The sequence below is a fragment of the Brevibacillus choshinensis genome (assembly GCF_001420695.1).
GTDB lineage: Bacteria > Bacillota > Bacilli > Brevibacillales > Brevibacillaceae > Brevibacillus > Brevibacillus choshinensis.
In genome coordinates this window covers 571,627-597,103 of record NZ_LJJB01000010.1, presented here as the reverse complement: position 1 = coordinate 597,103, position 25,477 = coordinate 571,627, and the positions used below count along the sequence as shown (strand labels likewise).

The following is a 25,477-nucleotide window of genomic DNA, read 5'->3' as shown; positions in this document are numbered from 1 at the left end:
GCAAAAAGCCATGATCGGGAAAGCGGATATCGTCGCAGCGCGGGAGCAGATTGCAGATACGATTCACAAGACACCCTTACTCTCGTCCGAGCAGTTATCTTTACTTTGTGGAAATAATATTTTTCTAAAAGCGGAACATCTGCAAAAAACGGGCTCCTTCAAGATCCGGGGAGCGACGAACAAGGTGAAACAGGCGTTACGTGAAGGTGCTGTGTCCGTTACTGCAGCTTCCTCTGGTAATCACGGGCAAGCCGTTGCCTACATTGCCAATAAGGTAGGCATCCAAGCGACAATAGTGGTCCCTGAAGATGTGGCTGCCTGCAAGCTGGAAGCGATCGAGGCCTACAATGGCAAAGTGGAGAAGTGTGGGCTGACCTCAGCGGAGCGACTGCCGAGAGCAATGGAAATCGCGAAGCAGCAAAATGGCGTATATGTTTCTCCGTACGACGATCCGTACATCATGGCGGGACAAGGGACGATCGGGCTGGAAATACTGGAGCAGCTGGAGGATGTGGATGCGATTTTCGTTCCCATTGGTGGAGGGGGCTTGATTTCCGGGGTACTTACGGCGATCAAGGAGACGAAGCCGTCTATTCAGGTCATCGGGGTGGAACCGCAGCTTGCCAATGACACCTACCTCTCTCTGAAACAAAATCAACGCGTGTCTCTTCCAGGATCACTCACAATCGCAGACGGCTTGCGGACCAGTCAACCGGGAGAGCTGACGTTTCCCATCCTGAGCAAATATGTGGACGACATCGTGCTTGTCACTGAAGATGAGATTCGCCAAGCGTTTTGCTTTGTGCTCGAACGGATGAAGCAAGTAATCGAGCCTTCCAGCGCGACTACGATAGCTGCAGCCATGTTTGAAAAAACAGCCCTGCTCGGTAAACGGATCGTGACTCTCGTTTCAGGTGGAAACGTAGATCTCGACCAGATGGCAGGACTGGTTTCAAAACCACTTAATAGGATGTAGGACCGGTTTCCAGCAGCGATATTTCCTGTGCTTTTAGCAATGCTTGCGTGCGATTGGTAACACCGAGCTTGCCGTAGATGCGATGGAGATACACTTTGACCGTGCCGATTGTGTTCCCGAGTTCCTCCGCAATTTCTTTGTTGGAGGCACCCTGACTCAGCATGGATAACAGGATCATTTCTTTTCCCGTCAACGGTTCAAGAAGGGGAGAGGAATGATCTGTTTTTCTTTTTGACTCTTTTTTCGAAATCAGATCAAGCAGTTTTTTGACGTAGGCTGGGGAGATCGGCTTGTTATTGGACTGCGTCTTACTGCGTAATTTGCTGGCAGAGAGCAGCGGGTACAAGGCGGCGCCATCGTCTAGAAAGCTGCGCACGTAGTCGTTCGCTTCTCCAATGACGAGAGCCTCCTGCAGAAAAGCTAGGGCGTCATCTGTTTGGCCTAGCTGCTGATTTGCCAATGCCTGCAGAATAGCGATGTCCACTTGGCTGGTGAGCAAGCCTTCCCTTTTGCTTGCCAGCTTCAAGGTGTCCAAAATCCAGAAAGTATCTTGTGGTTGCTGCTTGGCTAATAAATAGCGAACGAAAGTCAATAGCTCCAGCTCTCGTTGAATGGCTGGCTTCTCGCAAAAGAAAGAGGGCAGCTTGGCGAGCTGTTCGGTTGCCAGGTCAATATTTCCTTCTGCCAAATGCACGCGTGCCAAAAAAGCGCGCAACGGATTCAGCCAATAATCGTCTGACCAAATTTGGACGGTTTCCATCGCCTCTTCTACGATCTTTCTCGCTAGGAAGGGAGAGCCTGTAGCGAGTTCGATTTTTGCCTTTGTTAGGGAGTAGGGGACCAGTAGTCCAGGGATTTTTTGCCGGCGGGCAATCGGCTCCACCTGCTCCAGCAGGGTAGAACTATCCTCTAATCGGTTCCACTCGTAATAGCCTTCGGCGAGTGCTTGAATGACGTACGTATTGAACAAAGAGTCTTGCCAGCCGTGAGCGACCAGCTTGCCTGAAAACACTTTCCCGACGTATTCCGTCTGCGGGGACAGCATTCCTTTGATGCCGAGCGTTGTCTGCCTGATGAACGGCTCGGTCGTATTGTAATTGAAAGCAAAGAACAGCGGACTTTCAGGAAGTTTTTTGTACAAGGTGTCCGACTCAGAAAGGATTGTTTCAAACTGGCCGAGGGCAAAGTGGAGATTGGCACGAACAAAAAACAACCCACTCAAAAACTGCTCCTGCTCCTCAGGGTCTTCGATGGCGGCGCATGTTGCTTCCAAAGAAGGGATCTCCTTTTGTGCTTGCTCGGCTTGACCGCATAGAATCTGGAGGAAGGCAGAGAGGAGACGCAAAGGCGGAGGAAGCATCTCAGATGGACGGGGAAAACGGGTCAGCCAATGCAACAATGTGGACAGTTCTCCTCGTGCAATCATCTGTGGAAAGTTTGTTTCCAAGAGTCGGGCAGCGAAGGGGAAATCGGAAGCAGCGAATGCATGATCAATCGCTTCATCGTAAAAATCTCGTTCGGCGAGGCATTCGCTGGCGACGCGATGCAGGTCGATTGCTTTTAGTGGATCCAGCTGACGAAGCTGTCCTTGGAGAAATTCGCCAAACAGATGGTGATAGCGGTACCAGTTTTGGTAGTCGTCGAGAGAGATCAAGAAAATGTTTTGCTGGTACAGGAAGGTGAGCATCTGCTGACTCTGCGATTGATTCGTCACGCGATTGCAAAGGGGAGCGTCCATTCGTTGCAAGATACAAGTCGCAAGCAAAAAGCTTTGGACATCAGTAGGGAGACGCAGCCAAACCTCGTGCAGCAAATACTCGGAGATATTGCGATGAGAGCCGTTGAATCCATCAAAAAATCGGTCGTGGTTGACTGGATTGGCGAGAGAGATCGCAGCCAGCTGAAGCCCAGCCACCCAGCCCTCTGTGCTTTCCATGAGCCGGTCGATCTGTTTGGGTTCGAGCGAAATTCCGTGGGCGTCTCGATAAAAGCTGGCCGTTTCCTGTTGGGTAAAGCGCAGTTGCTCCAATGTAATCTGACGGGCTTGTCCGCGCAACGTCCATTTGGTGGTAGCAAAAGGCATCGCGTTTCGACTAGCGATGTAGAGATGAACGTGGTAGGGCAGATAGTCAATCAGGTACGAAAGGCTGAGATGAATTTGTTCTTCATAAATAGAGTGGTAGTCGTCCAGGAGAAGAAATACAGGCTGCTGGATCGTATCTAGCTCGTAGAGGAGCGAGTCGATAAACGTGTAAATAGACGTATGAGAAATAGCTCCCATCAGAGGCTCCAATCGCTCGGCTAGCTCTGGGAAACAAGATTCCGACAGCGTATGTACGACGTATTTCCAAAAGCGGATCAAATCATTGTCCATCTCGTCCAAAGAAAGCCAAGCAGGTCGAGTAGATTGCTGATGGGCCCAATGGACGAGTAAGGTTGTTTTTCCATAGCCTGCAGGAGCGCAGAGGATGGTCAGCTTGCACGAGATCCCTTCATCCATTTGTTCCAGCAAATGATTTCTCCTAACGCTGGTGGATGGGGAGGCAGGCAAGGTTGTTTTGGTTTTGAGCATAATGGAACGCGGGAGTTGAACCATGGTTCCTCCTTTCACGATACATTCCAGATCGAGGTCATTTTTTTCCATTATACTTGTTTATAACATGGTTCGACATTTGAAAAGAGGAAAAACGCAAAATGTCACTTCTTTTCGCATTTGTGTAAAACTGTCGATTTTGCACGGGAAATGTTCCCCAGCGCCGGACAGACTTCAACAGGCTTCACGTCCATCTCCTACTAGAATGGGCGTAGAAGCTCGTTGAGAGAGGTGCATGAAAATCGGACGATGGAAAAGCGTGACGACGTTGACAGTTGCGATGCTAGTAATCGCAGGCAGTTCGGTCGGTAGCTATAGCAATCCGGTGAAGGCAGCTACGACAGAAAACAGTATCCGCGTCGCTTTTGTGGGAGATATTATGCTGGATAAGAGTGTTGGCAACCAAATCAGTCGACATGGCGTTGATTATCCGTTTCAAAAAACAGCAGACTTTTTAAAGCAGGCAGATCTGACCATTGGCAATCTGGAGACGTCCGTGAGCATGCGTGGTCAGGCTGAGAAAAAAGAATATACATACCGCTCCAAGCCTCAAACCTTGCAAGGATTAGTGAACGCTGGAATTGATGTCGTTAATCTGGCCAACAACCATTCCTTGGACTACGGCATGGACGCTTTATTTGATACGATGGATCATTTGAAAAAGAACCAGATTGGCTTTGTCGGGGCGGGGAAAAATGAGGAGGAAGCGTTCACACCATTCGTTCGCACCATCAACGGAAAGCGTGTCGCGGTCATCGGCTTAAGTCATGTACTGCCCAATCGGCAATGGTTTGCAGGCAAAAACAAGCCAGGTCTGGCTCACGCGTACTCGTATGAACCCATGCTCACCTATGTGAAAAAAGCGGTGGCACAGTCCGAAATAACCATCGCGGTCATGCACTGGAATTTGGAGTACAAGGACGTGCCGGAGCCGTATGCGCGGGAAATGGCGCGGAAGCTGATCGATAGCGGAGTGGATGCGGTCGTCGGTTCTCATAGTCACTCGGTGATGGGGATGGAGATGTACAAAGGTGTGCCGATTTACTACAGTGTAGGGAATTTCGTCTTTACCACCTCGTACAATCCAAAAGGGAGGGAAGCGATGATGGTAGAGCTGACATTTGGGGAGAAGGCGACGACCTCCAAAGTCATTCCTGTCAAAATCACCAACGGACAACCAGCTCCGATGGATGCAACGAACCGCAAACGGATGATCGACAAATTGAACAAGATCTCGTTTCAGGTGAAATTCGACGAAGCGGGTCACGCTGCGAGCACTCTAGCAGAAAAGACGTCCTCCAAGCCGTAGACGAACGAAAGTGAAAAAGATCATCCTGGCTGCTTATGCCCGGATGATCCTATTTATATAGAAGAGATACTATATAGGGAAATCCCCTGCGGATCAAATCACGGGGGTTTTTGCCTGTTCATTCGCCATACGCCGCATCGCCTCTCTGCGGACAAATCCGTATTGCTCATATAAGCCATGCGCGTCCCGCGTTGCCAGTAACATGTTGGTATGGGCAATGGCAGGATGCTGGACGATCACTTCCATGAGCCATTTACTCAGCCCTTTACCACGGTGGGCAGGATCGATAAAGACATCGCACACCCAGGAAAAAGTCGTGTAATCAGTCACAACGCGGGCGAACCCCACTTGTCCAGTCTCTCCGTACACCCCAAAGCAGATGGAATGCTCAAAGCTGGCGAAAATCAGTTCTTTGGGACGTTCCGATGCCCAATACGAAGTGGAGAGCCACTGGAAGATCTGTTCCTTGTCCAATAAATCCTTCATATCATTGATGGAATAAGGTAATTCTTCATTTTTAAAAATCATCTGTACCCTCCTATATCCACTTTACTGACGTCTATGTGATCAAATATACTGAACATAAAGAGATATAAACACAAATAAATTCACATCTGTACCCATACAGTCTGGCTCGAGGGGATGAGAGATGGAGAACAAGTACGAAGTTGTGAAAGCGCTTTTAAAAGAGCAGCTATTATCGAGCACGATCAAGCCGGGGGAAAAGCTACCTTCGATTCGTGCAGCGTCCGAGCTGTGGGCGTGCAGTAAAAATACAGCCATCCGAGCGTATCAGGAGCTGGAAAAAGAGCACTTGATCTATTCCGTTCCGAAAAGCGGCTATTACGCCGTAGTGCGGCCAGTGCTTGGTAAGCAGGCAGCGACGGAATGGATCGATTTTTCCTCAGCCAGCCCGGATGCGGACGTGATGCCGTACAAAGATTTTCAGCATTGCTTGAATCGAGCGATCGAGCTGTATGAGGATCATCTCTTTACGTATTCGGACCCGCAAGGATTTTTTACATTGAGGCGAGCATTGGAAAAGCATCTGGCTCATTCACAAATCTTTGCATCGCCGTCGCAAATATGTGTCGTGTCTGGGGCTCAGCAGGCCTTGCATTTACTCGCTTCTATGCCGTTTCCCAATGGAAAGGGTGCGGTGCTGGTGGAGCAGCCTACCTTCCAGGGCATGCTACGTTCCCTGGATCTGATGGGAGTCACGACTCTCGGCATAGAGCGGACGATGGATGGCATCGATCTCGATGAGCTGGAGCGACATTTCCGCAACAATCACATCAAGTTCTTTTATACGGTGCCTAGGTTTCACAACCCTTTGGGGGCATGCTATACAGCAGAGCAAAAAATGCGTATTGCCAAACTGGCTGAGAAATATGATGTCTATATCGTGGAAGATGATTATTTGGCGGATATGGATACAGATGACAAAGCGGACCCAATCTACTCGTACGATCAGGCTGGTAAAGTCATCTACGTCAAGAGCTTTTCCAAGATCATGCTCCCTGGTTTGCGATTAGCGTCAGTCGTGCTCCCTACTTCTTTGATGGAGACGTTTCGACTGTTCAAGGCATCCAGTGATTCCAGTACGTCTGCCTTGTCCCAGGCCGCATTGGAGCTGTATCTAAACTGCGGCATGTACGATCACCACGCTTCTTTGGTACGGGAGAGATACCGGCTGCGGATGCAGCAGCTAGCCGACTGCAGCGAACGATTGCTCCCCCAAAAAATGGATTTTCGGATCGGGAATGGAGGCATTTTCGCCAGAATGTCGATTCCTGATGAGATCGATTTGCATGATTTGATCACGGCACTTCACTTGCAGCAGGTGAGAGTGACTTCGACAGAACAAAACTACTTGCGAACGTTTCGGCGTAATTATGGACTGCGCATCAGCATCATCCAGACGGACTTTGCAAAAATTGAAAGAGGAATTCAGATCGTGGCCAATACCGTCTCAGGCTTGTTAGAACAGCAAAAAAAAAGCAGACTGCAGGTCATTGACTGGATATGATTGGATATAGGAGGAATAATCAAAATCTTTAGTATTGACACGATAGTTACGAAAAAATTAAAATAAATTCATATCAGAAACTTTGTTTTGTATATAAAACAAAATGCGAAAAGGCGAGGTTTCCATCCGATAGGAGCTTGGGGGTACGTTACGTAGAGGGTAACAACAAGGCTCGCTTTTTTTTAGTGAATTTCAGAAACAACGTTTTATATACGAAACGTGAAAATAAAAAAAGAGGTGAAGTGGATGCTAGGTATCACCCATTTGCGGCATATCAGTTTGTTTACGCCCGTCTTGAAAGAACATGCAGACTTCTACGAAAAGATTTGGGGTCTAGATAAGCTTCAAGAAGATGAGAACAATGTCTACTTCCGTGGAGCAGGCTCCGAAAACCACATCCTTCATTTGCAAGCGGGGGAAAAACGCGGGCTGCACCATATCGCTTTTGGCATGATCGACAAGAATGCCGTAGACACAGCGGCTGAAAAGCTGAAAGAACTGGGCATTCCACTTGTTGCTGAGCCAGCCTACCTCGATGAAGCAGGTGCAGGCTACGGATTGCGCTTTCTTGATCCAGAAGGTCGTTGTATCGAACTGTCTTGTTGGGTAGAGATCCACACGAAAGACTGGAGCAAGAAAAACGTGGATCCGATCAAATTGAACCACGTGGTGATGAACACGAAAGACATCGACATGATTACGGACTTCTACACGAAAGTCCTGGGCTTCAAGGTAACGGACTGGAGCGAGCATCAAATGGTTTTCCTGCGCTGCAACAAAAACCATCACTCCCTCGCTTTCAACCAGGATGCACATGCATCTGTGAACCACATTGCTTATGAAGTTGAGAGTGTAGACGAAGTCATGCGAGGCATCGGCAATGTACGCAAAGCAGACGTCGAGCCGATGTGGGGACCTGGTCGTCACGGTCCTGGTAACAACATCTTCTGTTATTTCCGCGATCCAGCCGGCTATGTCATGGAATACACCTGCTACCTGACAACCGTAGAGGATGACGACAAATGGCAAGCACTGGTCTGGAAGCGCGTACCGCATTTGATGGACCAATGGGGAATTGCAGGACCTCCACCACCAGGAGCGCGTGCGTCTATGCAAGGCGATCCCGACGAGGGCTGGGCTACCAAGCTCGTCAACAAACAATAAATTCGACTAACTGGCACTAGCCTTGGGGGAGTGGAGAAACCGATGGATTTGGGACTGAAAAATAAAGTCGCGGTAATCATGGGCGGAACATCTGGGGTAGGCCTGAAGGCAGCCGAAATGTTCTTGCAAGAGGGTGCAAAAGTCGCCATTTGTGGACGCGATCAACAGCGTATGGAAGGGGCCGTTGCTCATCTCGCAGCATTCGCTCCTTCTGAACAGGTGTTCGCTGAGACCTGTGATGTGACGAATAAAGAAGACGTTACCCGTTTTATTGACGGAGCGGCAGAAACGTTTGGCGGCGTGGACATTTTGGTTAATGCAGCTGGACAAAGCGTCATGGGGTACTTCTTTGACATTACGGATGAACAGTGGAGACAACAGATCGATCTGAAGTATTTCGCCATCATCAACGCCGTTCGTGCGGTTCATCCACACTTGCTCAAGCGTGGTGGCGGCCGAATCGTCAACATCAACGCGACGCTGGCAAAAGAACCAGAGCGTCACATGGTAGCGACAGCAGCAACGCGCGCAGGACTGTTGAATCTGAGCAAAACGTTGTCACACGAGCTTGCTCCAAACAACATTTTGGTCAACTCGGTGAGCCTCGGATTGATTGCGACGGACCAATGGGAGCGCAGACGGATGAAAAACGCTCCAGACATGGATCCAACCGACTACTACAATGATCTGGCACAAAAACGGAACATCCCGCTTGGTAGAGTGGGTCAGCCTGAAGAGGTAGCGAGCGTTATTCTCTTCCTGGCATCAGAACAGGCAAGCTATGTATCCGGATCGACAATCGAAGTTGCGGGGGCTTTGGGAAAAGCGCTGTAATGTGAAGGGGCGAGAATAATAACATGACAACTAATGGGCAAATGGAATTCACTACGGCAGACGCAGTCGTTGCGGAGCTTGTTCGCGCCGGAGTAGAAGTCGTTTTCGGTGTAGTAAGTATTCATAATATGCCAATCTACGATGCGCTGCTGCGCGAAGGAAGCATTCGGATCGTTTGCTCCCGCGGTGAGAGCGGTGCTGCCAATATGGCAGACGGCTATGCGCGCTCGACTGGCAAACTCGGTGTTGTCATCACGAGTACAGGTAGCGGAGCAGGTAACGCAGCAGGTTCTTTGGTAGAGGCATGGGCTGCGGGAACTCCTGTCCTGCATCTGACGGGTGAAGTTTCCTCCAAGTACTTGGGAACAGGCAGAGGGTACATTCACGAATGTAAAGACCAGCTGTCGATGATGAACGGCTGCTGTAAAGAAGCGTATCGTCTGCGCAAGCCGGAACAAGCTGCTGCTGTGGTACGCCAAGCGATTCAAAACGCAACAACGGCTCCACGCGGTCCTGTATCGCTAGAGATTCCGATCGACTTTCAATCTGCGATCATTCCAAATAGCGTGATTGAAGCAGTTCAAGCAGTAACTGCTCAAGAAGTAGCTCCACATATTCCAGCTGAAGTAACCAAGCTGGTAGCAGCTGCTCGTCGTCCAGTCATCTGGGCAGGCGGAGGCGTCATCTCCTCCGAAGCTTCTGCTGAACTGACCAAGCTGGCTGAACTGACAGGTGCGGCTGTGATCACGAGCCAGTCCGGAAAAGGCTCTATTCCAGAGGATCATCCACAATGCATAGGTCATTTCGCAGCGTATGAAGATGTAAAAGCACTGTTGAAGCAATCAGATCTGTTGATCAGTGTAGGCGTTCGCTTCCGTGGCAACGAAACAGCCAACTGGAAAGTGACTGCACCAGAAGCGCACATCAGTATCGATGCAGACTGGAGCGCATTCAACCGCAACTACGAAATTACACATGGTCTCTTGGGAGAAGCAAAAGCGATCCTGAACGCGTTGAATGAAGAGCTAGCAGCACAAAGCGTAACACCAAATGCAGAGTATGTAACAGAAGTGAAATCCGTAAGAGAAAAAATCCGCGGCATTCTCCGCGATACATTAGGTCCATACGAGAAATTCGTAGATGGCATGCGCAAAGTATTGCCGAAAGATGCCATCCTGGTACGTGACGTAACCGTTCCTGCGAATGTATGGGGTAGCCGATTGTTTGAAATTTACGAGCCTCGCACGTCCATTCACGCTTCCGGTGGTGGGATTGGACAAGGCTTGCCGACAGCATTAGGTGCACAAACGGGTCAATTGGACCGTGTAGTCGTCCTGATGGCCGGTGACGGTGGATACATGCTCAATGTTGGCGAGATGCCCGTTGCCGTTCAAGAAAACCTGCCTTTGATCGTTGTACTCTTTGATGACCAAGGCTACGGTGTTCTACGCAACATTCAGGATGCAGCGTATGGCCGTCAGGTAGCGGTTGATCTGGTTAGCCCAGACTTTGTCATGATGGCGAAATCGATGGGCTTTGAAGCAGAGCGCATTGGTTCTCCAGAAGAGTTCGTTGCTGAGCTGGAAGCGGCAGTGGCTCGCAGAAAGCCATCCATGATCGTTGTCGACATGAATGCTGTCGGTCCAATGGCCAAGCCTTTTGGTGGACCTCCAGGAGCAGCAGATTCATTCAAGCCGAAAAAACTGTAAGGAGGTCTGGTCATCCATGTCAAACGCATATCCTAGCATTTCCGGCCAATTTCTGATCAACGGTGAATGGGTACGAGGGGCAAAGGTCACAGATGTGACCAACCCCGCCATTCTCACTGAAGTAGTAGGACAAGTCGCTCTTTGTAGCAAAGACGATGTAAAACAGGCGATTGATGCAGCGGAGCAAGCATTCCCAGCTTGGGCATCTACCTCCGCAGAAAAGCGCGCTGAGCTGGTAAAAGAAGCTTCCAAGCATTTGGCTCCGATCATTGAGCAGACCGTTCCTCTGTTTGTTCGTGAAAATGGAAAACCACAAGTAGAAGCGAAAAAAGACCTCCTACGCTGTGTCGAAATCATGAGCCAAGGGGCGGACGCTTTGGTGAAATGGTGGCAGCCTGAGTCCATCCCAGGTGGGCAGATGGTACAGCTTCGTCGACGTCCGAGAGGTGTAACCGCTGTCATCTCTCCATGGAATTCTCCGATGATTCTTACGTTTAAACGTGTCATTCCTGCTATTCTCGCAGGGAATACGGTCGTAGTGAAACCAGCGACAGATTGCCCGTTGACCGTTTTGGCTACGCTTAAAGTCGTAGCAGAGCACCTGCCTCCAGGTGTTATCAATATCGTGACTGGTTCTGGTGCCTTGGTCGGTGAACAAATTTGCGGAGATCCTCGCGTGCGTACGATCGCCTTTACAGGTAGTACGGAAACAGGAAAACGCATCATGAGCATGTCTTCTGGCACCGTGAAAAAACTGTACATGGAACTGGGCGGAAACGATCCAGCTCTGATCCTGCCTGATGCAGTTCTAGATGAAGTAGCGATGCAACGCATTCGCATGGGAATCCTCCGAGCAGCTGGTCAGGTATGCTCGGCAATCAAACGCGTCTACGTTCACGAATCCCGCTATGAAGAGTTCATGGGCAAATTGACTCGTGAGTTTGGGCGCATGATCGTCGGAAACGGCATGCAGCCAGATGCGATGATGGGTCCAATCAACAACAAAGCACAGTACGACTATGTCACTGGCTTGATCGAACGCACCAAACAAGAGGGCGCCGGGGTTGAGACATTGGGGATCAAGCTGGATGAAGAGTCCTGGAATCAAGGCTACTTCCTGCTTCCTTCCATCGCGACTGGAGTCAATCAATCGAGCGAGCTAGTACGCGCTGAACAATTCGGACCGATCATTCCAGTACTTACGTATTCCGATCTGGACGAAGTGATCGCGATGGCGAACGATACAGAATTCGGCTTGCGTGCTTCTGTCTGGACGGCTGATCAACAACTGGCAGAATCTTTTGCAGATAGACTGGACGCAGGTGCTGTGTTCTTTAACAACCATACGATTTTCCAAGACCTGCACTACGACTTCCCAGGTCTGAAAGAAAGCGGACTGAGCAGAGAGACCCAAATGTGCGGTATCGATCTCTTTGCTGATACGTACGGATTTGCCAACTAACCTTAGCCAAAGTGCCTTTCAACTACGACTGAAAACAGAATGTCCAGTCACCAGGAGGTTGTTGCATATATGCTTAGCAAAAACATGCGATGGGTTTATATTTCGTTGCCAATCTTCTTCTTTTGGTTCTTTGGCCAGATCGATAAGCTAGGGATATCTGTGATTCAAACGGATCCAGGCTTTTTGCAGGACATGGGACTTACCGGTCCGGATAAAAACGCGAAAATCGGTTTCCTGACCTTTATCTTCACAGTAGCGTATGCGTTGTCCAATTTGTTCTGGGGCGTCATTATCGACAAGCTGGGCGCACGAAAGACAGCGATGCTGGGGATTGCGGTATGGACGGTCACGATGGTGCTGGCCGGACTTTCCACCTCTTATGAAATGTTCGTCGTTTCCCGTATCATTTTGGGTATTGGGGAAGGGATTATGATTCCGGTTTCTGGTAAGTTTATTGCCAACTGGTTCAATCGAAATGAATTGGGTAAGGCACAGGCGTCCTGGATTTCAGGTAACTACCTTGGCCCAGCACTCGGGGCACTCGTGTTGTCTATTCTGATTGCCAATCTGACTTGGCATTCCTCGTTCTTCATTTTGGCGGCTTGTAACTTGATTCTCAACATCCCGATGTTCTACTTCATGACGCGAGATAAGCCAGAAGAGCATCCAAAGCTAAGCAAGGAAGAATTGGCTTTCATCCGTAGCTCTGATGGACCTGCAGAAGAAAAACAAAGCTTTGCTCAAGATTTCCGGTACTGGATTGTTTGGATCGGGATGCTGGTTGCGTCCTTCCTGTTCTTTGGATTGAGCATTTGGCTGCCTACCTATCTGACGCAAGGGAAAGGCTTTGCACGAGAAGCGATGGCAGGGATTACCTCACTCTCCTGGTTGTTTGCCCTCATCTTTGTATTGGTGTGCGGCTACTTGGCAGATAAAACGAAGCGTCCAGGTCTGCTAGCGGCGATCCTGTTTGGACTCTGTGCCCTTTTCCTGGGGATCGCAGTCAGTGCGACGAATCCGATCGTAGCTGGTATATCCATCGGACTTGCTATGGGAACACAGGGTGGAGTCTTCCATCTGAGTAACCTGTTTATCGTTAAATTCTCAACACCTGAAACAGCCGGGCGCGCAGCTGGCTTGATGGGCTTTACGAATATTCTCGGTGGTTTTGCGAGCTATATCATGGGTTGGATGCGAGATATTTCTGGAGGGGACTTCGGTCCATCTATTCTGATGCTGATAGTCATTTCCCTCGTTGGATTGATTGCCTACCTCTTTACCTTGAAGCGCGAAGCAGCAGAGGCTATCAGGATCAAGCAGGCTGAGTTTGCAAGAGCGGTTTCCTAGTTGTCGAACTGTAATTTGAGATTGGAGTGATTACGTATGGGTAAGCCTGAAGTGCGCTTGGACGAAATGACAAGGGAAGAGGCCCTTCGCTATTTGAACGAAACAATGGTACCGGAGGAAGGCGTCATTCCCGCCTACATTTTGAGCGATCCAACGATTTACAAGCTGGAACATGAAAAAATCTTCATGAAAACGTGGGTACTGCTCGGCCACGAGTCAGAAATTCCGAACAAAAACGACTACATGCTCCGCGATCTGGCCGGTTATTCCGTGATTATTTCGCGTGGCCAGGACGAAGAGATTCGTGCATTCTACAACATGTGTACGCACCGCGGCATGAAGCTTTGCCGTGCGGATCATGGAAACAAAGCGAACTTCACTTGTCCCTACCACGGCTTCAACTTTAAAAATACGGGCGAATTGATCGGTGTTCCACTCCAAAATGATATCTATGGCGGCAAACTGGATACGTCCAAAATGAGCCTGAACAAAGTGACGCTCGGTACGTACCGTGGTCTGATCTTTGGTACGTGGAACGACAATCCGCAACCACTTGACGACTTCCTCAGCGATTTCAAATGGTATTTGGACATTGGTTTGGGCCGCACGGAGATGGAAGTCGTTGGACCGCCGCAAAAATTCATCGTGCATTCCAACTGGAAAATCGGTTCCGACAACTTTGTGAGCGACTCCTATCACACGATGGTGACGCACGGTTCGATCGCACAGCTCGGAATGGTCCCTAGTGCGACTTACTCCAAAAAAGGCTACCAAGTCCACACAGATAATGGACACGGTTGTCTGATCGGGATGCCAAATCCGGATTTCCCATTCCCTGAAGAGCTGAAAGACGAATACAAGGCACATCTGACACCTGAGCAATACGATCTGATTTCCAATATGAAAAACCTGATCGGTACGCTGTTCCCGAACCTGTCCATCCTGGTATCGCACACCAAGGTAAAAGGACAGCTCGTTTCCAACACGACCATGCGTCTGTGGAAGCCAGTAGGACCAGACAAAATGGAAGTCATGACCTGGTTCATGGTGGAGAAAAACGCATCGGAGGATTGGAAATACCGTTCCCGCGAAGCGTACATCCTGACGTTTAGCCCATCCGGTATTTTTGAGCAAGACGATACCGAAGTATTTACCGATATCACGGCAGCGGCAAGCGGGGTTATGCCTTTTGCCAAGCAGCTGACCTACAACTACACCATGGGTATGCACCGTGAGCCTGTCACCGATTTCCCTGGACCTGGTGTTGCCTACGGAGATAAATTCTCGGAAGCGAACTCCCGGAACTACTACCGTTACTGGCTTAATCTGATGAACTCGTAATTGCCTAAGGAGGAAGACGCAATGAGCATGGAAATGATGCTGGCTACTTACGAATTCCAGCAATGGTTGTATCGCGAAGCAAAATTGTTGGATGATATCGATTTTGATGGTTGGTTTGCGTTGATGCATCCTGACATTAAATACTCGATGCCAGTCCGCGTAAACAAAGAAGGAATCGAGCGCCCTGATTACGCGACGGACATGTTCGCCTTCCATGACGACCACCATCTGCTGTCCCTGCGTGTGGAGCGTTTGAAATCGGATTATGCCTGGGCGGAGATTCCTCCGTCCCGCACTCGCCGTTCGGTAAACAACGTGCGCATCGAAGAGTACGTACCGAATGACAAGGCTGTTGTCAAAAGCTACCTGCTCTTGTATCGCAGCCGCTCGACGGATATTCACCACGATCTGGTCTCTGGTGAGCGTACGGATGAGTTCCTCTATGTAGACGGAGAATGGAAGCTGTCCAAGCGTTTCTTCGTGATCGACCAGACCACCATCAATACACGTAACCTGGCAATTTTCGTATAGAGAAAAGGAGGCATGACGGGGATGGCAGAGCTTTCCGGAAAATCGGTATATATCACAGGTGGTGCCTCCGGGATTGGCAAGGCGGTTGTGGAGGCTTTCATCAAAGAAGGGGCTGTTGTCACCGTACTGGACCGCTCAGCAGACGGTCTGCGTGAGCTGGAACAGCAACTGGGGGACAGTGTCCGCACCATCACGGGCGATGTGACTGTGTATGAGGATCATCAGCGAGCCGTGCAATGCGCCGTGGAGGCATTTGGGAAGCTGGATATTCTCGTGTCCAACGCAGGTGTGTTCGATGCATTCGCCAAATTCGTCGATGTCACCCCGGAAGCGATGTCGGATGCCTACGACATGCTGTTTTCGATCAATGTAAAAGGAAGCTTTTTTGCTGCAAAAGCGGCAGTGGACGAACTGAAACGGACGCGGGGGAACATGATTTTCACGGTGTCCGGTGCAGGCTTCTATCCAGATGGTGGAGGCGTATGGTATACGGCAAGCAAGCACGCGCAGATCGGTCTGCTCCGACAGCTCGCTTTCGAATTGGCACCCGATATTCGTGTAAATGCCGTGGCTCCTGGCGGTACATTGACAGCACTATCCGTGATTCCACCACTGCGCCCATTTGTCAATATAGTAGACAACGAGACAAAGGCGAAAAGCATTAAGAGACGAAACCCGTTGCAAATTGCGATGGAAGCAGAAGATCATGTGGGAGCATACATCTTGCTGGCTTCAGACAAAGCGCGTGCGATCACTGGCGAAGTATTGGCTAGCGACGGTGGATTAGTCGTGCGAGGACTCGGATAGGGGGAAACAGAGATGAGAGAAGCGCTACTCGGTAACAGTGAGTTGAACCAGATTTGTTTTGTAGTCAATGACATAGAGAAAGCAGCGGGGGCGTTCGCGACACTGCTGGGTATTGAAAAGCCAAATTGGTTTTTGACGGGGACGCGTGAAGTTTCTCAAATCGTTTTCAACGGCGTACCGACAGATGCACGCAACAAGCTGATTTTCATTAATACACCTTCCGTACAGATCGAATTGATCGAGCCTGACCAAGAGCCAAGCACGATGCGTGAATTCTTGGGCAAGCAGGAAGGCATCCACCACGTTGCTTTCAATACCGATGACATGAAAAAGCAATTGGCACTGCTTAGTGAAAACGGCTATGGCGTCATTCAGACCGGTGAATTTACTGCGAGCAAAGGCCGATACGCGTATGTAGACACTGTGCCAAATTGCAAAACGATGGTGGAGCTTTTGGAGCGCGATGAGCCACAACCAATTCCTCCAGTGAAACCAAGAACGGCAGAAGATCCACAGCCTCTCCTCGGTACAGACACCTTGACTCAAATCGCAGTCGTGGTCAAAGATCTAGATGCAGCTGCTGATGCTTACTGCTCTCTTCTGGGAGTGGAAAAACCAAACGTGCTCAGAGAAGGACCGAGCGACGTAACGCAAGTCGTATTCCGTGGAGAGCCGACGGAAGCGAAAGCGCGTTTTCTATTCATCAAAACTCCGTTGATCGAGATCGAATTGATCGAGCCAGGAGATTCTCCTAGCACGTGGAAAGAACACCTCGAAACAAAAGGTGAGGGTGTTCACCACATCTCCTTCCTGGTGAAAAACATGGATGAGAAAATGGCCATCCTGGAGGAAAAAGGCTATCCTGTGATTCAGAAAGGCAACTTTTGGAACGGGAAAGGCAGATACGCATACATGGATACGACCTCTGACTATCATGTCATCATCGAGCTTCTGGAGAAATTCGAAGCGTAACGCGTGTAAATGATGGGAGGGACGGATGCCACAGGTTCCAGAAAGGAGAGAGACAAGACGTTGGAAAAACTAGAAAAAGATCGATACAGTTCCAGCTCCCTTGTAAGGGGATTGGAAATCTTGCGGCTATTTAGGGCAGAGCAACCAACGCTTTCTCTTGTGGAGATCGCCAATCAGTTGGGGATTAACCGGACGGCTCCGTTCCGGTTATTGTTTACACTGCAGTCTCTTGGATATTTAAAACAGAACGAAGATACCAAACGCTATGAATTGACGCCGAAAGTATTGGAGCTGGGTTTTGCCTATCTAAACACGCTGCAGATCACAGAAGTAGCTAGACCGTTTTTGGAAAAGCTACGAGATGAGACGGGTGGCTCCTCCCATATCGGTATTCTGGACGATACAGCGGTTGTGTTTGTGGCGGTTCAACAGGCGCGAGGGCCGTCTACAGTCAGTGTTTCCGTAGGTTCGCGTCTGCCTGCACATGCGACAGCAGTAGGGAAAATTCTGTTGGCATTTCAGCCGAGAGAATTGTGGGAAGAGATTTTGCTGCTGTCTGATTTGCAGTCGTACACGAAAGATACGAAGACCATGATGACCGCGATCCTCAAGGAGCTGGATGTCGTTCGCAAGCAGGGTTACTCCGTCAGTAGCGGTGAGTTCGAGGTGGGAATCCGATCTGTATCCGCGCCGATTTTTGATGAAACGGGTCGGGCTGTCGCTGCGGTGAGTGTTGCAGCACATGAATCGATCTTGCCAGACGAGCGTGTGGAAAAATACGTATTGCCGGCGATTTGCGATTCCGCAGAAAAGCTCTCCGCCTTTTACGGCTATCGGCAAACCAAAAGGATGGGATAAGGCATGTCCTTGAAAACAGAGTGGGTTCATTTTGAGCAAAATGGCGCCAAGCACCGCATCTACACCTCTCGGATGGAGCGGGCGAAGACACCTTTGCCTGTCGTTATCGTCATCCAGGAGATCTGGGGAACGGACGCGCATATTCTGGATTTGACCGATCGCTTTGCGAAGGCAGGCTATTTGGCTGTCGCTCCCGATCTGTACGCAGTAGATGGAAAGCGGACAGAAAGCATGACCGAAGAGCGTATCGAACAAGTCAAAGCCTTTCTCGAGGCGTTGCCACCACCTGCATGGCATGATCCGGTAGCACGTGAGGCAGCGATGGAGCAACAGCCGGAAAAGGCACGTGAAGAATTGCGAGCGACGTACGCGGATGTATTTGCCAACCTGAAGCGCTTGCCACAGCTCCTGGAGAAACTGCAAGCGACCATGACCTTCCTCGAAGGCTACGACCTGTCCAAAGGGCAAAAGGTAGCTTCTACGGGCTATTGCATAGGTGGGGCTCTCTCCCTCTTGCTGGCTTCTTCTGATCCGCGTCTGGCAGGTGCTGTAGTCTATTACGGGCATCTCCTAAACAAAGAGCAGATAGCGACAATCCAATGCCCAGTCGTCGGATTCTTCGGCGAGCTGGACGGAAAGATCAATGCCCATTTACCAGAGTTCGCCCGTTCGATGCAAGAGGCAGGGAAGTCCTTTAGCTACGAAGTCTATGAAGGAGCACATCATGCTTTCTTCAACGACACACGGGGAGCCTACCATGTAGGAGCTTCGCGTGATGCTTGGGAAAAGACGCTGGCATTTTTTAATCAAGTCTTGGTATAAAAAGGTAGAAATACCCTTCGCGAGAGTCGATATGGCTCAGGTGGAGGGTATTTTTTGTACCATCGGAAAGTTTAAATTCCTAGGAAAAAAAGATGAGCTTATCAACATAGCGGAGGTGGGGAGAAGCAAGCTTTTGTGGTTTCTAGGCACCTTTTTAGCGGTTATTCAAGGGGGAAAAGCCTATTCTCCCAATGGATAGGGAGGAGCAAGCTTCCGTTCGTCGCAGGCATTGCCCCAAGCAGCGCTTTTTTCAAAGAAACTCCATGGAAAGCCCCTGGAAAAGGAAAGTAGGATATTCAAGGCTGGCCTAGGAAAAAAGGGAAAAAAGCGGAGGCGTTTGGGACACAGCCCAAGCGGAGTGGAAAAAGGGGAAAACGCCTGAGCGTCCACCTCTGAGAAGCTCCCGCGAGCCGGCTAATTTGGACGCCGTTCCACTTTTGGAATGGAGCTGAACAGTCAATACTTCTAAGTAGTGTCCCTATCGCTGTAGTGTTTTCCCTTTTTTCCTTCCCTCCACCACCGTTCGATTTACCACCAAACCAAAGGACGCGGGCATCATATCCGCGTTTTTCTTACTCCAATAGCTTATTGTTTATAAGTAAATAATTTTTTGACTTATTTTAAAGTTTTCAATATTGACAACTATATAACCCTGACATAATATTTATATAGCAAAACTACGTTTTTCATACAAAACACTCAAGATTATTTCCAGGGGGTCACTTATGAGAAAAAGCATGGGAAAAATCGCAATGATTTTGGGTCTGGCAGTCGGGTTGACAGCCTGTGGATCGGGGCAATCTGCCCAGCCTTCTTCAGGATCAGCATCTGGTGGCCAACCAGCAGCGGGCGGAGGAAGCCAACCGGTAGAGATTAGATTAGGCGGTGGTTTTTCATCCGAAGAGCCGCTGTGGCTGATGCAGGTAAATCCTTCCTTGACGCCCAACCAAGGAAAGAGCTACACACTCAACATTACTCAGTTCCGCGCAAATGCTGACCGTCTGAATGCCTACCAGGCGAACCAGATCGACGTTGCTTCCATCGGTCAAGGTGCTACCTTGGTCGCGGCTTCCCAAGGCATACCGCTCAAAGTGATTGCCTCTGTTATTAAAGAAACACCAGGAAAAGGCTTCAACACGATGTTCATGGCGCTAAAAGATTCCGGGATTAATAGCATGGCAGATGTGAAAGGCAAAGTAATCGGTATTCCTGACTTCAAGTCTCCGACAGACATGTGGGCACGGGCTGCGATTCGCTCCGCAGGAATGGACCCTGATAAGGACGTGAAATATGCGATTATTCCGATTCCTTCGATGACGGAAGCGGTGAAGTCGAAGAAGATCGACATCGGGATGTTCCCGCAGCCATTTGGGGCTACAGCTCTAAAGGCCGGAGAATTTAAAGAAGTGTTCAATGCGAAGACAGGTGTACAAGCAGATGAAGATTTCTTGTCCATGATGGTGAACCCTGAGTTCCTGAAAAACAACGAACAAGCAGTCAAAGACTTCTTGAGCGATTACGTAGCTGCCCTGAAGTACTACAACGAAAATGGAACAGAAGCTCGTAAATTGTTGATCGAAAAACAAAAAGTAAAAGCTGAGCCAGATGTCTACATCAACTTGACCGACAACAACCGCTCTACAGACGGAAAAGTGGATCCAGAGGGCTGGAAAGCAGTACAAGACATTCTGCTGCAAGAGAAATGGATAGACAAGCCAGTCGATCTGAACGCGATTATCGATATGTCCTATTTGCCAAAATAAGGACACCTAGCTGGCCAAGACTTTGTTGGATCGTCTCTTTTTATCCCCTTTTAATACCCGTTAAAAAAGGTTGCTCGAAACCAAAGAAGCTCGCAGGAGAAGCAGGTTTCCAGGCGGAGAGGAGATCGGAAGCCTGCTTCTCCCTCCTCAGCTAATAAACTTAACAACCTATACCGAGGTTTCAAACACGCTCTATGAATGGCGGTCCCTATTTCCCAACATAGGGGCCGCCAATGTTATGTAACTTCCATAAAAACCAGCGAAGGAGAAGATTGTCATGCAAACTAAGACACCCGCTATTGAAATCGAAAAGCTGCGCAAAGTCTATACGCGAGGGAAAGAAGAGGTCACGGCCATTCAAGAAATCAGCCTGCAGATTCCCGAAGGCAAATTTGTCAGCATTGTCGGTCCTAGCGGATGCGGAAAAAGTACCTTTTTGCATATTGTTGGTGGCTTCATTCCTAAATCTACGGGGACAGTGCGCATTCGCGGCAAGGAAGTCGACAAGCCAGGTCCGGATCGGGGCATGATGTTTCAGGAGTCAGCCCTGTTTCCTTGGAAAAACGTCTACGACAATGTGGCATGGGGACTCGAGGTTCAAGGCGTGGAAAAGGCAAAGCGTGACGAGATCGTGGAGCACTACCTCAAGCTGGTACACCTGTGGGATTTCCGCAACAATCTCCCATCGGAGCTGTCTGGCGGGATGAAGCAGCGCATTTCCCTCGCACGTGTGCTCGCTTTCAATCCGGACGTCCTTTTGATGGATGAGCCGTTTGGTGCGCTCGATGCGCAGACGCGAGAGAAGATGCAGGTAGAATTGCAACGCATTTGGCAGGAGTCAAACAAGAGCGTGATGTTCGTCACACATGATATCGACGAAGCGGTTTTCTTGAGTGATGTCGTGGTTGTATTTAGCGGTCGTCCTGCTGTCATCAAGGAAATCATCGAGATTGACTTTGCGCGCCCTCGTCAGCTAGACGTGCACAAGACACAGGAATTTATGGATATTCGCAATCATATCTGGGATTTGCTCCATCAAGAACACAGCAAGAATGGAGAGGATGATTTCTGATGGATAAACGCCTGCACAAAATCGCGTTAATCGAAGTCGTCGTACTGCTAGTCGTCTGGCAGATTCTTGCTACGCTACAGTGGATTCCCGAGTACTTGTCCAGCCCGATGGTCGTCGGCAAAGAACTGTTCGCCATGATTATGAGCGGAGACTTGTTTAGCAATGCGGCCGCCAGCTTGTATCGTTCGATCATCGGATTTTTGCTGGTAGCCGTCGTCGGGATCGTACTGGGTATAGCTGCAGGGTACTTCAAGCCCATCGGCACCTTTTTTACCCCGATCGTGGATGTACTCAACCCTGTACCGAAAATTGCCTTGCTGCCGATCTTGATGGTCTGGTTTGGCATTTCGGATACGACACGTGTGTTGCTCATCTTTTTGACCGCATTTTTCCCTTGTTTTATCGCGACTCAGGACGGTGTGCACGGGGTGAAACAAGTTTACGTCTGGGCTGCGCAAAATATGGGAGCAAGTCGCATACAAATCTTGTGGAAGATCATTCTTCCAGCTTCCTTACCGAAAATTTTTGACGGTTTGCGCGTTTCGCTCGGATTGACGTTCGTCATGATGTTTTCCTCGGAAATGATCGGTTCCTCCAATGGTCTAGGGCTTGGCTTCATGATTTTGACCGCGGACATGGCAGGACGTACGGACCTGATGTTCGTCTCCATTTTTGTCATTGCTTTGCTCGGCTTTTTGTTTGATCGAATTTTACTGGCTGTCCGCGCTCGCTTGCTCTGGTGGTCGGAGAACAGGGGGTAGACATACATGAAAAAAGGATGGAATGTCCTCATTCAATACCAATCGCTCATTTGGATCGTCGTGGCATGGGAAGTGATTGCTTTTATGCAAATCATGCCAGAGCGTCTTTTCCCGTCGCTCGCCAAGGTAGTGGTGGTCGCTTTCGATCTGATCTCGTCCGGCATGCTTATGGAAAATCTGCCAACGACACTGTTCCGGGTCTTTGCTGGATTTGGTCTGGCGATATTGATCGGAGTGCCACTCGGTCTTTTGATGAGTCGCTCTGCTTTGCTCAATGATGTGATGCAGCCGATGTTTTCCCTCGGCTATCCGATACCGCGCGTGGCGCTCTACCCGATTCTCGTGTTCATATTGGGCCTGGGCTCCGCGTCAAAAGTGACTCTGATTTTCATCGAGTGCCTGTTTCCGATTGTGCTCAACACCTACTATGGTGCGACCCGCGTCGGCAAGCTCTATCTGTGGGCAGGACAAAACATGGGAGCGAGTAACAATCAGATTTTCTGGCGCATCCTCTTGCCGGCGACGATGCCTTCCATCTTTACTGGTCTGAAAATCGCGCTCCCGCTGGCGTTTATCATCGCTGTGTTGACGGAAATGATCGGTTCGACGGTCGGTATGGGCTATCTGCTCAGTTACATGTCAGCCTCGTTGATGCAGGAAAAAGTATTGGCAGGTGTCCTCCTGATTACACTGGTCGGATATTTGCTCAATCTCCTGCTGCAAGTCATTCAGCGAAAGTATGTATTTTGGCAGTAGTTTCAATCAATTATCTCACACTTTCGAATATTGACTTTTGCCGAGAACGATCGTATAATCATTTTAAATACAAAACGATGTTTTTTATATAAAACAAACAGGGAGGCATTACCCATGAGTGAACAAAACATCTCTATTGAAGAATTTGAGCAAAAGTTTGTAGCCCGTCTGGAAACGAGAAAGCTTGACTACAATGCACTCTCTTTCCAAGAGCAAGTAAACCCAGCATATCGTCGTGCGCAATGCCGTTATGTAGGTACTGGCGGCGTAGCTACAACTGACAGCAACGTAATCCAAGCAGGCAACTTCACATTGAGCAACATGTACCTGCCAGCTGGCGCTGAAGGCCCTCTGCACCTGCACAGCGACGTAGAAGAAGTGTTCTTCGTGATCAAAGGTAACATCACGGCTCTGGTACAAATCGGCGAAACTGTGCATGAAATCAAACTCGGTGAGCGCGATTGCATCTGGTCACCTCCAGGCTACTACCGTGGTGTTCGCAACGACGGTGACGAAGAAGCAATCATGGCTGTTATGCTGGGCGCACCAAAACCACAAATCCCAACATACCCAGAAGGCAGCGAGCTGGAAGCGATTCGCGTAGAGCGCGCGAAAGCAAAAGCAGCAGCGGCAGCAGCAGAACAACAAAAATAAAATGGGACTGTCTGGGAGCCTGCCACCACAGGCTCCCTCTTATACAGCGAAAGGACCGGCACTTAAAATCGCAGCCGGGTCTTTTCATTTATTGGCACAAAACGATATGTTCGAGGTGATAGCAATGCCGTACACGCAAGTTGGATCTCTCTCCATTCATTACCGGACCGCAGGAGAGGGAGCTCCGCTCATTTTGTTGCATGGCTTAGGCAATAATTCGCAATCATGGTCCCGCCAGCTGGCAGGCTTGCAAGACCACTTTCAGGTCATCGCCTGGGATACTCCTGGCTACGGTGACAGCTCCGATCCCGATCCGGAGTTCCGCACGTTTGGCGAGCTGGCTGATATACTCAAAGGCTTTATTGATTCCTTGGGCTTCAAGAAAGTCTTCTTGCTGGGTCACTCGATGGGTAGCACCCTCGCGATGGACTTCTGTTCGAAGTATCCGGAATACGTGGAAGCTCTGATTTTGGCAGCGAGCACCCGCGGTGGGCGGACGAACCCGGAAACAAATGAACGCAAGCTGAAGAACCGACTGCATAATGTGGAGAACTTGCCGCCGCAAGAGCTGGCTGAGCTGCGCACACCGGATATGTTCTCTCCGTATGCACCGCCAGAAGCAATTGCAGAGGCGAAGCGCATCATGTCGATGGTCAGACCTCCAGGCTATCGTTCTGTAGCTTATTCGCTCTATCATGCTGATCAGACGGAAAAGCTATCTTCTATTACAATGCCGACCATGCTTATCTGTGGAGAAGACGACAAAGTCACTCCAGTAGCAGAATCACGCATCGTCGAACAGGGAATTGCGGGTTCTTCTTTAGAGCTCATCGCACGTGCAGGACATTTGTGCTATATCGAACAACCGGAGGAGTTTAACCGCCTCGTGCTTACTTTCCTGCAGACATACAACGAGGGGGAAGCGTCATGAAGATCGGAATCATCGGTGGGGGAACGGTAGCGACTTTTTTAATCAAAAGCATCAATGTGGATCAGCGGCTGCCAGGCTGCACGGTGGACTCCGTTTTTCTGAGAAGTGCAGATGTCGCAGAAGCGTGGGAACGCGATTATGGGACACGTGCGTTTACGGAAATGGAAGCGTTTCTGTCCTCTGGAATTGATATCGTCGTAGAAGCGGCGACAGTGGAAGCCGTCCGTGACTATGCTGAGCTCGTCATTTCCAAGCGTAAAGATCTGGTGATTATCAGCGTAGGTGCGCTGGTGGATCAAGAACTGTACGATCGCCTGAACGAAATCTGTCGCCAGTTGGGCACGCACATTCATTTGCCGTCCGGAGCAATCGGTGGCTTGGATGTGATTCATTCGGCAATGGCATTGGGGCAGTTGGACGAGGTCTCCCTGACCACGCGTAAGCCACCAGCATCCTTGTTGGGGCGTCAGTTGGATGCGAAGGAAGTTGTATTTGATGGAACAGCTACAGAGGCCATCAGTCGCTTCCCGAAAAATATCAATGTTGCCATCGTGCTGTCTTTGGCGGGTCTGGGCTGTGACAACACGCGGGTGAAGATCGTAGCTGATCCGGAAGCGACGAAAAACATCCATACGATCGAGGCGGTAGGTTCATTTGGCAAAATGAACATCCAGCTGGAGAATGACCCGATGCCGGACAATCCGAAGACAAGCTACTTGGCGGCTTTGAGCGTACTTTCTACATTGAAAAAGCAGACTGAGCGCATTTCTATCGGGTAACCAGAGG

23 protein-coding genes are annotated in these 25,477 nt (G+C 49.7%); 21 read left to right on the top strand and 2 right to left on the bottom strand.

Annotated features, from left to right (window positions below):
- Positions 1-10 precede the first annotated feature (10 nt).
- Positions 11-976 carry a threonine ammonia-lyase gene (locus tag AN963_RS13145; protein WP_055745035.1) on the top strand — a complete coding sequence of 322 codons (966 nt, stop codon included), beginning with the start codon at positions 11-13 and terminating at the stop codon, positions 974-976.
- Here the strand turns inward: AN963_RS13145 and AN963_RS13140 are convergent.
- Entirely contained in the window at positions 963-3,572 is a 2,610-nt protein-coding gene (locus AN963_RS13140; protein WP_055745034.1) for a LuxR C-terminal-related transcriptional regulator, read from the bottom strand. The genes AN963_RS13145 and AN963_RS13140 overlap by 14 nt on opposite strands.
- Positions 3,573-3,804: 232 nt before the next feature.
- Between AN963_RS13140 and AN963_RS13135 the strand changes: the two genes are divergently transcribed.
- Positions 3,805-4,878, top strand: coding sequence for a CapA family protein (locus tag AN963_RS13135; protein WP_055745033.1), 1,074 nt, complete (start codon positions 3,805-3,807; stop codon positions 4,876-4,878).
- 93 nt (positions 4,879-4,971) lie between these two features.
- Here the strand turns inward: AN963_RS13135 and AN963_RS13130 are convergent, their stop codons facing one another.
- A complete protein-coding gene (locus tag AN963_RS13130; protein ID WP_055745032.1) occupies positions 4,972-5,406 on the bottom strand; it encodes a GNAT family N-acetyltransferase in 435 nt (144 codons plus the stop codon).
- A gap of 121 nt (positions 5,407-5,527) precedes the next feature.
- On the opposite strand from AN963_RS13130, the gene AN963_RS13125 reads away from it, so the two are divergent.
- The 19 genes from AN963_RS13125 (at position 5,528) to nadX (ending at position 25,470) form a co-directional block, all read left to right on the top strand.
- Complete coding sequence (locus tag AN963_RS13125; protein WP_055745031.1) at positions 5,528-6,907, top strand: aminotransferase-like domain-containing protein; 1,380 nt, start codon at positions 5,528-5,530, stop codon at positions 6,905-6,907.
- 246 nt (positions 6,908-7,153) lie between these two features.
- Entirely contained in the window at positions 7,154-8,071 is a 918-nt protein-coding gene (locus tag AN963_RS13120; RefSeq protein ID WP_055745030.1) for a VOC family protein, read from the top strand.
- A 42-nt stretch (positions 8,072-8,113) separates the two neighbouring features.
- Positions 8,114-8,905 carry an SDR family oxidoreductase gene (locus AN963_RS13115; RefSeq protein WP_055745029.1) on the top strand — a complete coding sequence of 264 codons (792 nt, stop codon included), beginning with the start codon at positions 8,114-8,116 and terminating at the stop codon, positions 8,903-8,905.
- Positions 8,906-8,928: 23 nt separating this feature from the next.
- A complete protein-coding gene (locus AN963_RS13110) occupies positions 8,929-10,614 on the top strand; it encodes a thiamine pyrophosphate-binding protein (protein WP_055745028.1) in 1,686 nt (561 codons plus the stop codon).
- 16 nt (positions 10,615-10,630) lie between these two features.
- The gene (locus AN963_RS13105; RefSeq protein ID WP_055745027.1) at positions 10,631-12,076 is read left to right on the top strand and encodes an aldehyde dehydrogenase family protein; all 1,446 of its coding nucleotides are present in this window, start codon (positions 10,631-10,633) and stop codon (positions 12,074-12,076) included.
- 69 nt (positions 12,077-12,145) lie between these two features.
- Positions 12,146-13,423, top strand: coding sequence for an MFS transporter (locus AN963_RS13100; RefSeq protein WP_055745026.1), 1,278 nt, complete (start codon positions 12,146-12,148; stop codon positions 13,421-13,423).
- A gap of 36 nt (positions 13,424-13,459) precedes the next feature.
- Positions 13,460-14,764, top strand: coding sequence for an aromatic ring-hydroxylating dioxygenase subunit alpha (locus AN963_RS13095; protein WP_055745025.1), 1,305 nt, complete (start codon positions 13,460-13,462; stop codon positions 14,762-14,764).
- Positions 14,765-14,785: 21 nt separating this feature from the next.
- Positions 14,786-15,295, top strand: a complete 510-nt coding sequence (locus AN963_RS13090) for an aromatic-ring-hydroxylating dioxygenase subunit beta (RefSeq protein WP_055745024.1) — start codon at positions 14,786-14,788, stop codon at positions 15,293-15,295.
- 21 nt (positions 15,296-15,316) lie between these two features.
- Positions 15,317-16,102, top strand: coding sequence for an SDR family NAD(P)-dependent oxidoreductase (locus AN963_RS13085; protein ID WP_055745023.1), 786 nt, complete (start codon positions 15,317-15,319; stop codon positions 16,100-16,102).
- Between the two features lie 12 nt (positions 16,103-16,114).
- The gene (locus AN963_RS13080; protein WP_055745022.1) at positions 16,115-17,074 is read left to right on the top strand and encodes a VOC family protein; all 960 of its coding nucleotides are present in this window, start codon (positions 16,115-16,117) and stop codon (positions 17,072-17,074) included.
- Positions 17,075-17,083: 9 nt separating this feature from the next.
- A complete protein-coding gene (locus AN963_RS13075) occupies positions 17,084-17,932 on the top strand; it encodes an IclR family transcriptional regulator (protein WP_330218833.1) in 849 nt (282 codons plus the stop codon).
- 3 nt (positions 17,933-17,935) lie between these two features.
- Positions 17,936-18,754, top strand: a complete 819-nt coding sequence (locus AN963_RS13070; protein ID WP_055745021.1) for a dienelactone hydrolase family protein — start codon at positions 17,936-17,938, stop codon at positions 18,752-18,754.
- 725 nt (positions 18,755-19,479) lie between these two features.
- A complete protein-coding gene (locus AN963_RS13060; RefSeq protein ID WP_055745019.1) occupies positions 19,480-20,517 on the top strand; it encodes an ABC transporter substrate-binding protein in 1,038 nt (345 codons plus the stop codon).
- 277 nt (positions 20,518-20,794) lie between these two features.
- Positions 20,795-21,589: an ABC transporter ATP-binding protein gene (locus AN963_RS13055; RefSeq protein WP_055745018.1), complete on the top strand. Its 795-nt coding sequence runs from the start codon at positions 20,795-20,797 to the stop codon at positions 21,587-21,589.
- The gene (locus AN963_RS13050) at positions 21,589-22,350 is read left to right on the top strand and encodes an ABC transporter permease (protein ID WP_055745017.1); all 762 of its coding nucleotides are present in this window, start codon (positions 21,589-21,591) and stop codon (positions 22,348-22,350) included. The genes AN963_RS13055 and AN963_RS13050 overlap by 1 nt, the downstream gene beginning before the upstream one ends.
- A 6-nt stretch (positions 22,351-22,356) precedes the next feature.
- Positions 22,357-23,106: an ABC transporter permease gene (locus AN963_RS13045; protein ID WP_055745016.1), complete on the top strand. Its 750-nt coding sequence runs from the start codon at positions 22,357-22,359 to the stop codon at positions 23,104-23,106.
- A 114-nt stretch (positions 23,107-23,220) separates the two neighbouring features.
- The gene (locus tag AN963_RS13040) at positions 23,221-23,760 is read left to right on the top strand and encodes a cupin domain-containing protein (RefSeq protein ID WP_055745015.1); all 540 of its coding nucleotides are present in this window, start codon (positions 23,221-23,223) and stop codon (positions 23,758-23,760) included.
- 124 nt (positions 23,761-23,884) lie between these two features.
- Complete coding sequence (locus AN963_RS13035; RefSeq protein ID WP_055746283.1) at positions 23,885-24,691, top strand: alpha/beta fold hydrolase; 807 nt, start codon at positions 23,885-23,887, stop codon at positions 24,689-24,691.
- The gene (gene nadX / locus AN963_RS13030) at positions 24,688-25,470 is read left to right on the top strand and encodes an aspartate dehydrogenase (protein WP_055745014.1); all 783 of its coding nucleotides are present in this window, start codon (positions 24,688-24,690) and stop codon (positions 25,468-25,470) included. Before AN963_RS13035 ends, nadX begins: the two co-directional genes overlap by 4 nt.
- The last annotated feature ends 7 nt before the right edge of the window (positions 25,471-25,477 follow it).

Excerpts from the sequence above, each read along its gene's own strand:
- AN963_RS13145 (WP_055745035.1), top strand. The coding sequence starts at position 11 with ATGATCGGGAAAGCGGATATCGTCGCAGCGCGGGAGCAGATTGCAGAT.
- AN963_RS13140 (WP_055745034.1), bottom strand. The coding sequence starts at position 3,572 with ATGGTTCAACTCCCGCGTTCCATTATGCTCAAAACCAAAACAACCTTG.
- AN963_RS13135 (WP_055745033.1), top strand. The coding sequence starts at position 3,805 with ATGAAAATCGGACGATGGAAAAGCGTGACGACGTTGACAGTTGCGATG.
- AN963_RS13130 (WP_055745032.1), bottom strand. The coding sequence starts at position 5,406 with ATGATTTTTAAAAATGAAGAATTACCTTATTCCATCAATGATATGAAG.
- AN963_RS13125 (WP_055745031.1), top strand. The coding sequence starts at position 5,528 with ATGGAGAACAAGTACGAAGTTGTGAAAGCGCTTTTAAAAGAGCAGCTA.
- AN963_RS13120 (WP_055745030.1), top strand. The coding sequence starts at position 7,154 with ATGCTAGGTATCACCCATTTGCGGCATATCAGTTTGTTTACGCCCGTC.
- AN963_RS13115 (WP_055745029.1), top strand. The coding sequence starts at position 8,114 with ATGGATTTGGGACTGAAAAATAAAGTCGCGGTAATCATGGGCGGAACA.
- AN963_RS13110 (WP_055745028.1), top strand. The coding sequence starts at position 8,929 with ATGACAACTAATGGGCAAATGGAATTCACTACGGCAGACGCAGTCGTT.
- AN963_RS13105 (WP_055745027.1), top strand. The coding sequence starts at position 10,631 with ATGTCAAACGCATATCCTAGCATTTCCGGCCAATTTCTGATCAACGGT.
- AN963_RS13100 (WP_055745026.1), top strand. The coding sequence starts at position 12,146 with ATGCTTAGCAAAAACATGCGATGGGTTTATATTTCGTTGCCAATCTTC.
- AN963_RS13095 (WP_055745025.1), top strand. The coding sequence starts at position 13,460 with ATGGGTAAGCCTGAAGTGCGCTTGGACGAAATGACAAGGGAAGAGGCC.
- AN963_RS13090 (WP_055745024.1), top strand. The coding sequence starts at position 14,786 with ATGAGCATGGAAATGATGCTGGCTACTTACGAATTCCAGCAATGGTTG.
- AN963_RS13085 (WP_055745023.1), top strand. The coding sequence starts at position 15,317 with ATGGCAGAGCTTTCCGGAAAATCGGTATATATCACAGGTGGTGCCTCC.
- AN963_RS13080 (WP_055745022.1), top strand. The coding sequence starts at position 16,115 with ATGAGAGAAGCGCTACTCGGTAACAGTGAGTTGAACCAGATTTGTTTT.
- AN963_RS13075 (WP_330218833.1), top strand. The coding sequence starts at position 17,084 with ATGATGGGAGGGACGGATGCCACAGGTTCCAGAAAGGAGAGAGACAAG.
- AN963_RS13070 (WP_055745021.1), top strand. The coding sequence starts at position 17,936 with ATGTCCTTGAAAACAGAGTGGGTTCATTTTGAGCAAAATGGCGCCAAG.
- AN963_RS13060 (WP_055745019.1), top strand. The coding sequence starts at position 19,480 with ATGAGAAAAAGCATGGGAAAAATCGCAATGATTTTGGGTCTGGCAGTC.
- AN963_RS13055 (WP_055745018.1), top strand. The coding sequence starts at position 20,795 with ATGCAAACTAAGACACCCGCTATTGAAATCGAAAAGCTGCGCAAAGTC.
- AN963_RS13050 (WP_055745017.1), top strand. The coding sequence starts at position 21,589 with ATGGATAAACGCCTGCACAAAATCGCGTTAATCGAAGTCGTCGTACTG.
- AN963_RS13045 (WP_055745016.1), top strand. The coding sequence starts at position 22,357 with ATGAAAAAAGGATGGAATGTCCTCATTCAATACCAATCGCTCATTTGG.
- AN963_RS13040 (WP_055745015.1), top strand. The coding sequence starts at position 23,221 with ATGAGTGAACAAAACATCTCTATTGAAGAATTTGAGCAAAAGTTTGTA.
- AN963_RS13035 (WP_055746283.1), top strand. The coding sequence starts at position 23,885 with ATGCCGTACACGCAAGTTGGATCTCTCTCCATTCATTACCGGACCGCA.
- nadX (WP_055745014.1), top strand. The coding sequence starts at position 24,688 with ATGAAGATCGGAATCATCGGTGGGGGAACGGTAGCGACTTTTTTAATC.